This window comes from Formivibrio sp. oc-25 (assembly GCF_055810895.1).
The window spans coordinates 11,561-26,015 of record NZ_JBVVOL010000024.1 but is presented as its reverse complement, the minus strand read 5'-3'; the positions used below and the strand labels follow the sequence as shown (position 1 = coordinate 26,015).

The window sequence follows — 14,455 nt, the reverse complement described above, 5'->3', positions numbered from 1 at the left end:
ATTCAGCATGAAAACGAAAAAAGTCGCCCTAGTCTTGGCTTGCTGCACCCCTTTTATTGGTAGTTGCGCCATGCAGCAGAAGGTCGCAAACAACGAGACGTGGCGGGTCGAACCGCTCTATAGCGTGAACAATACAAAGCAAAGCCCGGATTCCTTGTATCAACTGGGTCGTTATTACCAAGGTCAGCAACGCTACGAGCAGGCATTGAACGCCTACCGCCGCGCAATCGCTGCAGATCCCAGTTTTGTTGAAGCCCACAATGGCTTGGGCGTAGCTTTCGCCATGCAGGGCCGTTACGACGATGCCATTACCGCATTCCGTACTGCCATCAGTAATGACACCACCAATGCCGTGCACCTGTACAACAATCTGGGACGTGCTCTCTATCTACAAGGATCCTATGTCGACGCGATCTATGCGCTCGAAGTAGCTGCCGCACTCGATCCAAACAACGCGCGCGCAAGAGAGAATCTTGCCCAGGCCTATGCGCAGGCAAAGGCCACCGGAAAATTGCCTGCCGAGCTCGCAGCATTTCAGGAATCACCGACCACATCCACGGACGACATCTTGCCGGAGAACACAACGGCAGGTTCTGTCGATATGTCTGCTGCACTGGCTGTAATCGAACCGATTGGCGAGCCAGCAGCTACGTTTGATTCGCCCGTAGCTCCTGTCGTGGAAAATGCTGCAGGTTATACCGCTACTCCAGCCACGGCGGTCAAGAGCCGTATCGAGACGGTACAGGTTTCATCCAATGTCTACGAATTACGCGAACGGGCAAGCCCGGCAAAACTGGCAACGGCAGAAGTAGTGCCTCAACCACAACCCGTGTCTGCCAGCACGGTACCAATGCGACTTGAGGTTTCCAATGGCAACGGGGTAACAGGATTCGCAAAAAGGATTGGGAGCGCTCTCAAAGATTACGGGTTCCCCACGGCCCGGCTCACCAACCAGAAACCTTTCAATGTTGCCATCTCGCAGATTCAGTACCGTTCAGGTTTCAGGGATGAGGCGCAGCGTCTGCAATCCACACTGCCAGGTAAAACCGAACTGATCCAGACCGACAAACTGCGCCAGGACATCCAGGCACGTCTGCTGTTGGGCAAGGACATGGTGGCAAAGATAGCTCAACTGGAATCCCCAATTCAGCCGATCCAGATGGCAAGCAGTGATGCAGCAAAGAGTGTTGTCAAATAGGTTTCATTCGATCGCTGGCGGGCAGCAGCCAGCCGGGTGATGTTCCGCAGTAATAGTAACGAATTACAACAACCACGGGAAAGGAGTTCCAACATGGCCGATGAAAAACACATCATAGAACCGCAAAGATTAGGCTTATGGGTAGCAGTCACTTTTATTCTTGCATTGCTGGCTTTGGTCGTTACGCTTGTCGACATGAATCGTACCAATAAGGCTCTAGTACTCACACAGGCGGAAATTCTGTTGTTGCACAAACGGATCCAGGCATTGCAAAAAGATGTCACGCCGCCGGCAGAGCCAGCCAAACCAGCAGCAGAGGAGGCTAAGCCCGCGCCATAATCGTGTGAACGGGCGATATTATCCAAGTGTAACGGTTGGGGCATACGTATTCAGCAGAAGCTACCCACCATAAAATCAAACCATGTGCCGGCAGATATATACATCCGCTGGTACATGGTTTCTTTTATACGCGGCCTCATCCACGTCAACAGATATATGCAGTAGATTCCACCCCCTGCCACGGCATCCGATCTCTTCATTACCAAGACTCTTGGATGCCGCAAGCAGGCCGTTCTCTGCTTGGCTTGCCAGAAGGTGGCCGCTATACTCGCAGCGTTTCTATCCTGACTCCCGCACGCATCCAAGGAATGACCATGAAGAAGATTGAAGCAATCATCAAGCCATTCAAGCTCGACGAAGTGCGTGAAGCACTGTCGGAGTTGGGTATCTCCGGCATGACAGTCACTGAAGTCAAAGGCTTCGGCCGTCAGAAAGGCCACACGGAACTGTATCGTGGCGCTGAATATGTGGTGGATTTCCTGCCCAAGGTCAAACTGGAACTGGCAGTACCCGATGACCGCGTGGATACCGCGATTGAAGCCATTGTGAAAGCCGCACATACCGGCAAAATTGGCGATGGCAAGATCTTTGTAACACCGGTCGAGCACGTGGTACGCATTCGCACGGGTGAGACCAACGACGCTGCACTGTAATCTCGTTACGATGTTACCCAACAAAACGCCTTGATCAGGCGTTTTGTTGTTTCTGATCCGAATCTGGACTTTGCCGCGCTTCAAAATTCCGTATTTCAAACAGTGCTTCTGCCAGGGTCATTTCACCGGTTTCAAGCAATCTGCTGGCCAGATGCTCGGTCAAGAGCTGGTGCCGCGCCAGCATTTCCTTGGTTTCGCCATACAAGCGCTCGCTCTGTGTTTCCATGATGGTGCGCGTTTCTTCGTCCAGGCCAGCACTGCTGCCCTGCCCTGCCAATGCGGTCAGTGCGCCAAAGTTGAGCCGCGTTTTGCGATACATGCCCATCTCGGCCACGGCATGGTATAGCAGCTTGGTTACCCGGCCGATATCGTTGTGCGCACCATTGGTGGTGCCTTCCTCGCCGAAAAACAGTTCCTCATTGGCCATGCCCCCAAGCAAGACGCGGATATCGTGCTCGATATCGCCCTTGGTCTTGAGCAGGTTGACGCCCTGCTTGTGAAAGACAAAACCCAGGGCATTGCTGCGCGGGTTGGCCTTGAGCGATATCTTGATCGTTTTCATGTCGGCCAGGATCTGTTCCCAGTTGCCTTGGGTACGCTGGCGTTCATATTCGAAATCGACCAGGAAATGGCCCCACTCATGCACGGCGATGATGCGGCGATCACGATCACGTTCATCGGTGGTTTCCGTGTTCACATTGCCCACCAGCACCCGTTCGGCTGCCTGCATCAGGGTATCGGTTCCGATCATTTCACCAGCGCGCACTGCCGTAATGCCCGCCTGGTTAACGATGGTTTCCAAATCCGCCGGGCTGCGCCCCTCCGTAATCGCAACCAAGTGGCGCAGATCCAGATCGGGCAGCACCTTGTCGGCACGCAAGCTGAGGTAGTGCTGGATAATGGACAGCCGTTCATCCCGGTTAGGCAGGCGAAAATCCACCTTCATCTGGAAGCGGCGCAGCATGGCTTCATCCATGTCCATGGATTCGCTGCTGAAATTGCTGGCCACGATCCAGATGATTTCGGTATCGCCCTGGCTGCGCACACCATCAAGTACGGAAAGCAGGGTATTGGCGGTGTCGTCATCGAACTTGCGCCGACCGCCACGTTTCATAAAGAGATCCTGCGCTTCATCCAGAAACACGATGCAGCGCTTGCGTCGCTTGGCCATGGCAACGATGCGGGTGAGCGTATTTGATCCCCCGCCCACATAGCCGGTTTCCAGATTGGCCGCAGAGTGAAACATGATGGGAATATCCAGTTCCTTGGCCAGGTAACTGGCCAGCTTGGTCTTGCCTGTGCCGGCCGGGCCGCTGAACATCACATTGAAAGGCTTGCTGATGCCATATTCGGCATATTCCGCACGCCGCTGGTACTGATCCTTGATCTGCCCAACTTCAGCCTTGATGTCTTCCATGCCGACCAGATCGCCAATGGAGCCGCGTATCAAGCCAGGATCAATGAATTTGAGCGACTTGAACTGGCCTTTGAGCTGTAAAAACAGAAAAGCCAGCAGGCCCAGTATCAATCCAGCTGAAAGCAGCGCACTGATAGAAGCCCTCCAGCTATCCTTTTCCACCAGTGGACGGGCACTGGAAAAACGCTGGTCCAGGCGTCCAAGTAGCGCGTTGCCTGCTTCGTCCAGTTCACCCCGAGGAACAAACAGCAGCTTGTTGCCCCACGGCGCGCCCATGACCTTATCCGAGAAAATTCGGGTTTCTATATCGCTTGGATAATACGCATGCTGCTTGCCTTGCGATTCGATCAGGAAAATGCGCTCGGAAACATTCCAAAACAGCGGCTGATAGATCACCACAATGCGATCAATTGGGTTCGATTCCAGGAAACTCAGCATGGCACCCGTACCAAACACTACCGGCAACTTATTGTTATAGGTCCATAGCCCTTCGCCGGACGGCCCAACCAAGCTCATGGCCTTGATCTGTTCAGCCAGTGCTGCCTGCTTTTTGTTGAGTTGAAACGAATAATTTGCTGTAACCGGGATCAGTACAAGAAAGCCCAGAACAAGAAGCTTGACGAAAGTTCGCTGGATGGAAAACCAATCCTGTATTCGACCAGCAGTGCGCCTGATCGTCGACCATGCCCTTTTGCAAGCAGGTATGGCGGTTTTGGCTTGAGATGAATCCGACATATCAGTCCTCCATTGTGACTGCTACATCTTGTTTGGAATCCGCTGTGGCAATTCAGGCTGGAATTGCCGGAAGAGAACATCGGTATCTCTTCGAGTCTAGTTCATTCGCACGGGTTCCGTAGTTTGCCTGCCCTGTGGCGAAGGCAGTGCATGGAAGCGTCAGCTCACCTCCACCGGATCCACATCCAGCGACCAGCGGATATTTCGGCTCTTGATGGAATCAATCGCAGGCATGGCGGTGCGCAAAGCATGCATCAGGACCGGGCGGGCGTGGGCTGCCAGCAGCAATTGTGCGCGCTCGAAGCCGGCTTTGCGGACCATGCCGGCCGCTACCGGCTCATGCACGGTCAGGCCTGGCAAATCGGGCATACATTGGCGGACTTCACGCAGAAACTCTGTGGCCTGTTCCAGTTGCCTGGCTTCGGCGCGAAACAGGGCCCAGGATGCGAATGGCGGCATCTGCATGTCTCGGCGCTCTTTCAGGGCATGATTGGCGAACTGGCGGAAATCACGTGCCAAGAGGCGCGCATAAAACGGATGCTCGGGGAACTGGGTCTGGATCAGTACCATGCCGGGCGCCTCGCGCCGGCCAGCCCGACCGGCCACCTGGGTGAGCAAGGCGAACATGCGCTCTTCGGCACGGAAATCGACACTGAACAAGCCGGTATCGGCATCCAGCACTACCACGCAGTTCAGGCGCGGGAAATCATGGCCCTTGGCCAGCATTTGCGTGCCAATCAGGATATCGGCATCGCCAGCATGCACGGCCTGCAGGGCAGCATCGAGGCTGCCCTTGCGTCGGGTGGAATCACGATCGATGCGCAGGATGCGCCGCTGCGCAAAGATATCCTGCAGGGCTACTTCCAGGCGCTGGGTGCCGCGCCCCAGTGGTTTGAGATCCTGGTTGCCGCAATCCGGGCACGCATGCGGGATGCGGGCTTCATGGCCGCAGTGGTGGCAGCGCATGCGTCGCTCGGACAGGTGCAGAACCAGTCGCGCCGAGCAATGCTTGCAGACAGCGGCCCAGCCGCATTCATTGCACACCAGCGCCGGGGAATAGCCGCGCCGGTTAATGAAAATCAGCGCCTGTTCTCCCCGCTCCAGCGTTTGGGCAATGGCATTGATGGCGGATTCATGCAGTCCTTCGCGCTGCGGGGCACGACGCATCGGGAGCAAACGCAATTCCGGCAGCACCGCCCCGCTGGCCGCACGCTTGGCCAGCGTCAGCAGGCGATAGCGGCCTTGCTCGGCATTGCGCCAACTCTCCAGACTGGGTGTGGCAGAACCCAGCACTACCGGTACCTGTCGCTGGTGGGCGCGATACACCGCAACATCGCGCGCGGAATAGCGCAGACCTTCCTGCTGCTTGTAGGACGTATCGTGCTCTTCATCCACCACGATCAGGCCCAGCTTGGGCAGCGGTGTGAAAACCGCCAGGCGAGTACCCAGCACGATCTGCGCCTCACTGCGACTGGCCGCCAGCCAGCCCTGTGCGCGTTCGGTCTCGTTTAATCCGCTATGCAGGCTGACGATTTGCGCCTGCGGGAAACGCGCGCAGAAACGTGCCACCAGTTGCGGGGTAAGATTGATTTCAGGCACCAGCACCAGCGCCTGCCGATCCTGCGCCAGGGTAGCGGCAATGGCTTGCAGATAGATTTCCGTCTTGCCGCTGCCGGTAACGCCAAACAGCAAAAACGGCGCGAACCCTTGCGCCACTGACAACGCCTGCACCGCTGCCTGCTGTTCATCATTCAATTGCGGTGCCAGTTCAGCATCCTGCCCGGCGCCGGCACTGGGCTTGAATCTTTCGACAAACCCGGCATCGACCCAGCTACGGACCCAGCGCAGAGCGGGCGCAGCCAGCGCACGCAATTGTGCTGCGGTTTGCCAGATTGCCAGTGCAGCAGCCACGCGCCGCTGCGCGGTGGCCCTGGCTGGAAGCTGTTGCAGCAGTGTAGCTGCATCGTTGGCGCGGTAGATCCAGTCCGGCTCGGGTTCCACGAAGGCCTTGCCGGCGCGAAAGACACCCGGCAAAGCGGTGGCCACCACCTGCCCCAGCGGATGCTGATAATAGTCGGCGACGAAGCGGAACAGGTCGAGGCAATCTTCAGGCAGTGGCGGCATGTCGGCCGGTACGCTGTCGATCGCCCGCAACTCGCCCCCATGTTCGGCAACATCTGTCACCTCCAGCACGACGCCGGAAAGATGGCGCGGACCAAATGGCACCAGCACACGTTCACCGATATGGACGCATCCGCTGGCGCAGGTGTAGTCGAACAGCCGGCGCAAAGGCACATCCAAGGCGACTTTTGCCACCTGATTCATTGCAACTGATCCTGACAATCTCGGGTGAGACTCTGACAAACTCATGCTTCAGGCTTTTCCACACTTTCTGTGGATAACTTTGTGGACAGACGGGAGATAAGACGGTCAAGTCCAGTATTGGCGCCATTTCAAACAGGTTGCACAAAAATTAACCCGAAAATATATATCCATAAAAATCAATGACTTACAAAAGTCAATACCAGGCAACAATTTTGCATGCAGCCTATTGACAAGTCATTGCGGTGCGCCCCGCCATTGTGCATAAGTTGCCGCACATTGCCAAAAACCTACTTGAAAATATCGGCTCAACTCCATGATTTAAGCGGAAAAAAGCCAAGACCGGCCATTATGCGGATAAGGGTCGGAAACCATGCACGGCTTCGACCAATGCGGTGACATGCTCCGGATTGGTGAATTGCGAAATGCCATGACCAAGGTTGAAGACATGATTTTGCCCGCCAGATTGGGTCAAAATACTTGCCACTTCCCGCTTGATTGCTGCCGGGCTGGCAAACAAGGCATTCGGGTCCAGATTACCCTGCAAGGCCACCTTGCCACCGGTGCGACGGCGCGCATCAGCCAGGTCGATGGTCCAGTCCAGCCCGACCACATCGCAGCCACAGGCAGCGATTTCCTCCAGCCAGATGCCACCACCCTTGGTGAATACTATCACCGGCACCCGTCGCCCATCGGCTTCGCGCATCAACCCAGCGATCACGCGGCGCATATAGGCCAACGAAAATTCCTGATACTTGCCCGCCGCCAGCGTGCCGCCCCAGGTATCGAACAGCTGCACGGCCTGTGCGCCGGCGGCGATCTGCTGGTTGAGGTAGGCCGTTACCGCCTGGGCATTGATATCGAGAATGCGGTGCAGCAGATCCGGGCGATCATAGAGCATGGTCTTGACGCGGCTGAAGGAGTCCGATCCGCCGCCCTCGATCATGTAGCAAGCCAGCGTGAACGGGCTGCCGGAAAAGCCGATCAGCGGCACACGGCCATCGAGCGCCTTGCGGATACTGGTCACGGCATCGAACACATAACGCAGTTTGTCCATATCCGGCACCGCCAGCGCGGCGATGGCTGCTTCATCCTGCAATGCGTGCTCGAACTTCGGGCCTTCGCCATCGGCAAAATACAGGCCCAGACCCATCGCATCGGGCACGGTCAGGATATCGGAGAACAGGATGGCGGCATCGAGCGGGAAACGCTCCAGCGGTTGCAGGGTGACTTCGGTTGCCAGTTCCGGCGATTTGCACAGTGCCAGGAATGAACCGGCGCGTGCGCGCGTGGCGCGATATTCCGGCAGATAACGCCCGGCCTGGCGCATGAGCCAGACTGGCGTGTAATCGGTAGGCTGGCGCAGGCAGGCGCGCAGGAAGGTATCGTTTTCCAGTGGTTTCATAGGTTCTCTTTATTGTGTAATCAGGCAAATTGCCATTCCGCCGGGGCAATGCAGGTCAAAGTCCGCCCATGATACGCATTTAGACTCTCGCGGTGGCCCACACTGACCAGAATGCTGTGTGGCAAACGTGCAATCAGCGCATCGTAAAGCGTAGCTTCCGCCCTGGCATCCAGCGCTGAACTGGCTTCATCCAGAAACAGCAGTTTCGGCCTGACCAGCAAGGCGCGGATGAAAGCCACACGTTGCTGCTCGCCCAGACTCAGGATATGGCTCCACTGATCGGTTTCATCAAGCCGTGGCGCCAGATGCGCAAGGCCAGCCAGATCAAGCAAGGACTGCAGATCCTCCTCGGTTCCCGCTGGCGGATGCGGGTAGTAGAGCGCGGTACGCAGCGTACCCAGCGGCAGGTAGGGCTTTTGCGACAGAAACAGTACTTCGCCCTCCTCCGGATAACCGATGTCGCCACTGGCATAGGGCCAGATGCCGGCCAGTGCGCGCAATAGCGTGGATTTGCCGCAACCGGATGGGCCACGGATCAGCAAGCGCTCGCCTGCGTACAGCGACAGGGACTGATCTTCGAGCAGGATCGTGCCATCGGGCTTGCGCACGCGCAGTTGCTGCAAGGTCAACGTTGATCCGGCACGCTGCGGCACCAGCACCGGCAGATTTTCAACTGTCTCCAGCCCTTCACGGAAGGTGGAAAGACGATCGATCACCGCCTTCCAGTTGGCGAGCGAAGCAAAGCTGCCGATGATGAAATCGAGCGCGCCGTAGACCTGGCCAAAGGCCGAGTTGATCTGCATCAGTCCACCCAGCGAGATTTCCTTGGCAAAGAAACGCGGCGCTGCCACCAGGATCGGGAAGATGATCGCCAACTGGCTCCAGAAGGAAGTGAACCAGCCCAGGCGTTTTTGCATGCGCATCAAGGCCCAGAAGTTGGCCACAACATGCGTCAGCCGAGCGGAAAGACGCTCGCCTTCAACGGACTCGCCACGATACAGGGCGACCGATTCGGCGTTTTCGCGGATGCGTACCAACCCGAAACGGAAATCGGCTTCGAAGCGCTGCTGCTGGAAATTCAGGCCCACCAGCTTGCGGCCAATCAGGATGGTGAACACGGTACCAATCAGCGCATAGACAATCGCCACCCAGACCATGTAGCCGGGAATGGTGATGCCAGCCAGCGTAATCGGCCCGGATAGCGTCCAGAGGATGCCGATGAACGATACCAGCGTCACAACCGAGCGCAGCAAGCCCAGCGAGATCGACAAGGTGCTGGAAACGAATTGCGCCACGTCTTCGGCAATCCGCTGATCCGGGTTGTCCGTGCCCTGATCGGTAAGCTGCAGGCGGTAATAGCCCTGCCCGGCCAGCCAGCGCGCGATGTAGTGCTCGGTCAGCCAGCGGCGCCATTTCACTTCCAGCATCTGCTGGAAATACAGCGCATACACGGCAATCACGATATAGATCAGCGCCAGCCAGGTGAACTTGATGATCGCAGTCTTGAAACCGGCCTGATCCAGTTTTTGCAGTGTGTCGTAAAACTCGTTGTACCAGCTGTTGAACTGGACATTCATGAATACCAGCCCGAGCGATAACCCGATCACCAGCGCCAGCAGGCCGAATGCCGGCCACTTTTCTTCAGACGTCCAATAGGGTTTGGTGAGTTGCCAGAAATGCCGCCACAGGTGGCGTACCTTGGGCGGAATGGGAATCGCGGGAAGTTTCATGTTTGGACCTTGTAGAACAAGCGATACATCAATTGCGGGAAAAACATTGCTTCATCACCGTAATGCCGTTCACGCAAGCATCAATTTACCCTCTCCCCAACCCTCTCCCGTATGCGGGAGAGGGAGCAAAATCGGTGATTTAGCCAAGCTCCCCTCGCCCGCGTGCGGGAGAGGGGCTGGGGGAGAGGGCATAGCATGCGCAGCGTCATGGATCGATCATCTCAAAACGGCGGTTCACAGGTAAAGGTCATGATTTCCCCTTTCTGCGGATGCGCGATGGCCAGGCGGGCGGCATGCAGCAACAAACGCTCTGCCTTGTCGCGTGCCGAATCATGCGCATACAGGTCGTCGCCCAGGATAGGGTGGCCCAAGGCAAGCATGTGTACACGCAACTGGTGCGAGCGGCCGGTTACCGGCCTGAGTTCGACCCGCGTGGCATGGCAGTGAGCATCGTAGGCCAGTGCGCGCCAACGCGTCAGCGCCGGCTTGCCGCGTTCGAAATCGACCATCTGGCGCGGCCGGTTGGGCCAATCGGTGATCAGGGGAAGACTCACTTCGCCCTCCCCCTCCAGCCTTCCCTCCACGACCGCCACATAGCGTTTTTCGGTCTGGCGCAATTCAAACGCACGGCTCAGGCTGCGTTGCGCTTCGATGCCGCGCGCCATCAGCACAATGCCGGAAGTCGACATATCCAGCCGGTGCACCACCAGCGCATCGGCAAAACGCGCCTGCACCCGGCTGGCCAGGCAATCCGCCTTGTCTTCGCCCCGGCCGGGAACCGACAGCAGGCCGGAAGGCTTGTTCAGGACCAGCAAGGCATCGTCCTGATACAGGAATAGCGAATCGGCATGCGGGGGAGGCAAATAGGGCGTAGTCATTTCGATCAAGGACAGATCGACCACAAGGGTCGGATTCAAGCGTCGGAATCAGTCGGCTTGTTGCGCAGCAGATGGCGGAACAACCAGCTGCGTGGCGGCTCGACCCCGGTACGGACAAATTGCAGCGGGCTAGGTTCCAGCAGGAAGCGGTGTTGTGCTTCCTCGACCCCGCGCCGACCGGCAAACAGGATGCGATCACCGGAAAGCAATTGAGTATCCTCGGGCGGCAGCGGGATTTCCTTTTTCTTGCGCAACAGCAGCAGCGCCATGGCATGGAGCCGTTCGGGCGGGTTTTCCGGATCGATCAGCAAGTCACCGATGGTCAGAGGCGGATCCACTTCCGGCGCCAGCGCTTCACGCAAACCCTTGTACGAGGCATAACAATCGAACACCCACATATAAGGGACATTTTCACCCGCGTACTTTTCCAGCAAGTCGGCAGTGCGTAGCGCCAGATCGCCGGTATCTTCATCCAGATGCTTGAGGAATCGGATCAGCAGCGGCGAGGTCAGCAATTGGCGAACCTTATGCGACACCACCTCGGACTGGATGTAGCGCAGATTGGCCATCGAGGCATCGATCAAGCTGGCGTTGGCCACGCTGGTCTGGCGGATCACCACATAGAGATTCGGATTGATCGCACGCGCACGCGTAACCGAGGCCAGATTCACGGCATCGCGATCGGTGCAGGCAACAATCCCGACTGCATGACCGATCCCGGCCGCCAGCAGGTTTTCCTGCGCATCGCCATGATGCAGGATGGTGGGATCGTCGCAATGGATAAGCGGATTATTGTCGATCGCAGTCCAGGTCATCCCGGCCTTGTCCAAGGCTGCGGCAATGTAGTGCCCTAGTCGGCCAAAACCACAAATCACCCAATGCCCTTTAGGAAGATTCAATGGGCTGGGGCGCACGCCACCGGGCAGGCCGGATAACCACTCGACCACGCGCAATTTTTCGGGTGAGCCCATATCCAGGCTCATATTGTTGGCAAACGATTCAAACGGGTTGATCAGCTCGATCTTGCGGAAGGATTCGAGGTTATCGCGTGCGATCTGCGACTGCACCCGCGCGATGATGCGCAAGGATGGATTGAGCACCGTGCCACCGATTGCTACCGACTGGTTGGTATCGTCGTCGCCCGCCAATGCTACCAGCGCCATGCATTTGCGATGCGTGACACCGGCATCGACCAGCACATCAGGCAAACGTCCGTCTGCCGCCAGAAACAGCGGCGGGTGTTCGAACTCTTCGATCTCGATACGTGCAGCCCGGTCGCGGCGCGATTCAACGATCACCATGCGCTGGCCGGTGCGATCGAGCATGCGCGCCAGCATGATGCCGCTCTGACCATAGCCCACGATCAGCACGAAGGGCTCTTCCATGTTCCAGACTTGCCGGGCGAAGCGGCGCCGGACCATGGCATCGACGAAAGTCTGGTCGCGCGACAGGCTGAAAATGGCCCCCAGCGCATACGCCCAGGAGATCACCGATAGATAGATGGAAATGATCGTCCATACCCGTTGCGCATCGGTAAAGGGGTAGGGAATTTCACCGAAGCCAATGGTGGTAGCCGTATAGCTGATGATATAGAAAGCGTGAAAGAAACCGAGGTGGATGACATTGCCGTCGGCATCGCGTCCAGGAATCAGCACCAAGCCCCAGACCGAAACCGCATAAGCGATGATCAGTACGATCAAGGGCCGGCGCAGCCGGCGCAAGATCACAAACAGAATGTCGTTCACGTTCCGGGCTTTCCGTTCAGCGGGTCTGGCGCAAGGTTTCGCTGATCAGCAAAATGACTGAAATGATATTGGCCGCCAGCGCGCCGCCACTGAGCGAAACCACTAACGACATGGTCGAGCCATCCATCGGCAGGTTGCTGATATACAGGTGCCACATCCAGACCAGCGCAGCCGCCAGCAATTGCAACATGGCCACCAGACTGGTCGCCAGGTGGGTGGCGCCGATATGTGTGCGATCGCCGAACTTCATGATCAGCGCCACCAGATTGATCACCACCGCTGCGAAAAGGTGCCCGGGGTGATGCACCTGTGGGACATCAATATCACCGATGAAAAAACCAAAGTTGAGCGTGAACGCCAGAATGACAAAGAAACCAAATATGACTTTTTCCAGATTCATGAAACTGCCTCTCCAGCGTTGGAGTCAATCAAGTCCCGCATGTTACGGACGGGCTCCACACTCGTAAAACCTGATGACGCAAACGTGACAAAAAACAACACCAAAAAATTTTAGCGCCGCTTGCCCAGAATCGACCCCAGTACGCCACGCACGATTTCCCGACCCACGGCCGAACCGATGGTACGCACGATGGTTTTGGCCGCGGTCTGCACCAGACCATCTTGCACACCGCCGCGCGGGCCGGTGCGGCCAAACAGGATTTCACCCAGCGGCCCGCCCATCGGGCTGGAACCTGCAGCAGGTGCCGGGGCACCTTGTCGTGCCAGGGCCGGCTGCTCGGCTTGCGCCACGGCAGCGGACAACTTTTCGTAGGCCGATTCACGATCAAGCGCTTCTTCATACACGCCATAAACCAGCGATTGATTAATCGCGGCGTTGCGCTCATCTTCAGTCAGCGGGCCGATGCGCGACACGGGCGGGATTACAAAAGCGCGCTCAACCAGGCAAGGTGTCCCCTTGACATCCAGGAAAGATACCAGCGCTTCGCCCACGCCCAGCTCGGTAATGGCAGCCTCGGCATCGAAACTCGGATTCTGGCGCATGGTCTCGGCGGCGGTCTTGACCGCCTTTTGGTCGCGCGGAGTGAACGCACGCAGCGCATGCTGCACACGGTTGCCGAGCTGCCCCAGCACGGTTTCAGGAATATCGAGCGGATTCTGGGTCACGAAATAAATGCCGACACCCTTGGAGCGGATCAGGCGCACCACCTGTTCGATTTTTTCCAGCAATGCTGGCGGCGCATCGTTGAACAGCAGGTGGGCTTCATCGAAGAAAAAGACAAACTTGGGTTTGTCCAGGTCGCCGACTTCGGGCAACTGTTCGAACAATTCCGCCAGCAGCCAGAGCAGGAACGTGGCATACAGCTTGGGCGAGAGATAGAGCTTGTCGGCAGCCAGGATATTGATCACGCCCTGACCTTGCGCATCGGTCTGCATCATGTCGGCGATATTGAGCATGGGCTCGCCGAAGAACTTGTCGGCGCCCTGCTGTTCCAGCGTGAGCAGGCCGCGCTGGATGGCGCCGATACTTGCTGCTGAAATATTGCCATACTGCGTGGTGAACTGCCGCGCGTTGTCACCGACAAATTGCACCATGGCACGCAGGTCTTTCAGATCCAGCAGTAACAGGCCGCTGTCGTCGGCAATCTTGAAAACGAGTTGCAGCACGCCGGCCTGTACTTCATTGAGCGCCAGCAAGCGAGCCAACAACAACGGCCCCATATCGGAAACCGTGGCACGTACCGGATGTCCGCGCTCGCCAAACACATCCCAGAATACCGTTGTGCACTTGGCCGGCTCCCAGTCCGTCACACCCAGCATCGTCAGGCGTTCCTGGATTTTCGGTTTCAGTTCCCCGGCGGCGCCGATACCGGACAGATCGCCTTTCACATCCGCCATGAACACCGGCACGCCGATCCTGGCAAACGATTCCGCCAGATTCTGCAGAGTCACCGTCTTGCCCGTGCCGGTGGCTCCGGCAATCAGGCCATGGCGGTTCGCCAAGGCGGGCAACAGGTTCAATTCGGCGTGGGCATTCTTGGCAATCAGCAACGGGGCAGTCATGGGGGTGGCTC

Annotated in this window: 11 protein-coding genes; 3 read left to right on the top strand and 8 right to left on the bottom strand. The window is 57.5% G+C overall.

The genetic code is table 11. The features are described 5' to 3' along the window. The first annotated feature begins 7 nt into the window (after window positions 1-7). The 3 genes from AC0KVQ_RS13345 to glnK all read left to right on the top strand — a co-directional run bounded on the left by AC0KVQ_RS13345 (window position 8) and on the right by glnK (window position 2,190). Complete coding sequence (locus tag AC0KVQ_RS13345) at window positions 8-1,198, top strand: LytR C-terminal domain-containing protein (protein ID WP_473421662.1); 1,191 nt, start codon at window positions 8-10, stop codon at window positions 1,196-1,198. A 93-nt stretch (window positions 1,199-1,291) separates the two neighbouring features. Beyond that, window positions 1,292-1,537, top strand: a complete 246-nt coding sequence (locus AC0KVQ_RS13340) for a hypothetical protein (RefSeq protein WP_473421661.1) — start codon at window positions 1,292-1,294, stop codon at window positions 1,535-1,537. Between the two features lie 314 nt (window positions 1,538-1,851). Continuing rightward, window positions 1,852-2,190: a P-II family nitrogen regulator gene (glnK, locus tag AC0KVQ_RS13335; RefSeq protein ID WP_473421660.1), complete on the top strand. Its 339-nt coding sequence runs from the start codon at window positions 1,852-1,854 to the stop codon at window positions 2,188-2,190. A gap of 34 nt (window positions 2,191-2,224) precedes the next feature. Here the strand turns inward: glnK and AC0KVQ_RS13330 are convergent, their stop codons facing one another. The 8 genes from AC0KVQ_RS13330 to AC0KVQ_RS13295 form a co-directional block, all read right to left on the bottom strand. Continuing rightward, window positions 2,225-4,123, bottom strand: coding sequence for an AAA family ATPase (locus AC0KVQ_RS13330; protein WP_473421659.1), 1,899 nt, complete (start codon window positions 4,121-4,123; stop codon window positions 2,225-2,227). Between the two features lie 378 nt (window positions 4,124-4,501). Beyond that, a complete protein-coding gene (locus tag AC0KVQ_RS13325) occupies window positions 4,502-6,667 on the bottom strand; it encodes a primosomal protein N' (protein WP_473421658.1) in 2,166 nt (721 codons plus the stop codon). A gap of 346 nt (window positions 6,668-7,013) precedes the next feature. After that, complete coding sequence (gene hemE, locus AC0KVQ_RS13320; RefSeq protein ID WP_473421657.1) at window positions 7,014-8,069, bottom strand: uroporphyrinogen decarboxylase; 1,056 nt, start codon at window positions 8,067-8,069, stop codon at window positions 7,014-7,016. Window positions 8,070-8,089: 20 nt separating this feature from the next. Next, window positions 8,090-9,799, bottom strand: coding sequence for an ABC transporter ATP-binding protein/permease (locus AC0KVQ_RS13315; protein WP_473421656.1), 1,710 nt, complete (start codon window positions 9,797-9,799; stop codon window positions 8,090-8,092). Between the two features lie 221 nt (window positions 9,800-10,020). Continuing rightward, the gene (locus tag AC0KVQ_RS13310; RefSeq protein ID WP_473421655.1) at window positions 10,021-10,716 is read right to left on the bottom strand and encodes a pseudouridine synthase; all 696 of its coding nucleotides are present in this window, start codon (window positions 10,714-10,716) and stop codon (window positions 10,021-10,023) included. After that, complete coding sequence (locus AC0KVQ_RS13305; RefSeq protein WP_473421654.1) at window positions 10,713-12,422, bottom strand: potassium channel family protein; 1,710 nt, start codon at window positions 12,420-12,422, stop codon at window positions 10,713-10,715. Before AC0KVQ_RS13305 ends, AC0KVQ_RS13310 begins: the two co-directional genes overlap by 4 nt. A gap of 16 nt (window positions 12,423-12,438) precedes the next feature. Continuing rightward, window positions 12,439-12,822 carry a DUF6394 family protein gene (locus tag AC0KVQ_RS13300; RefSeq protein ID WP_473421653.1) on the bottom strand — a complete coding sequence of 128 codons (384 nt, stop codon included), beginning with the start codon at window positions 12,820-12,822 and terminating at the stop codon, window positions 12,439-12,441. Window positions 12,823-12,932: 110 nt separating this feature from the next. Continuing rightward, window positions 12,933-14,444, bottom strand: coding sequence for a helicase HerA-like domain-containing protein (locus AC0KVQ_RS13295; RefSeq protein ID WP_473421652.1), 1,512 nt, complete (start codon window positions 14,442-14,444; stop codon window positions 12,933-12,935). Window positions 14,445-14,455 lie beyond the last annotated feature (11 nt).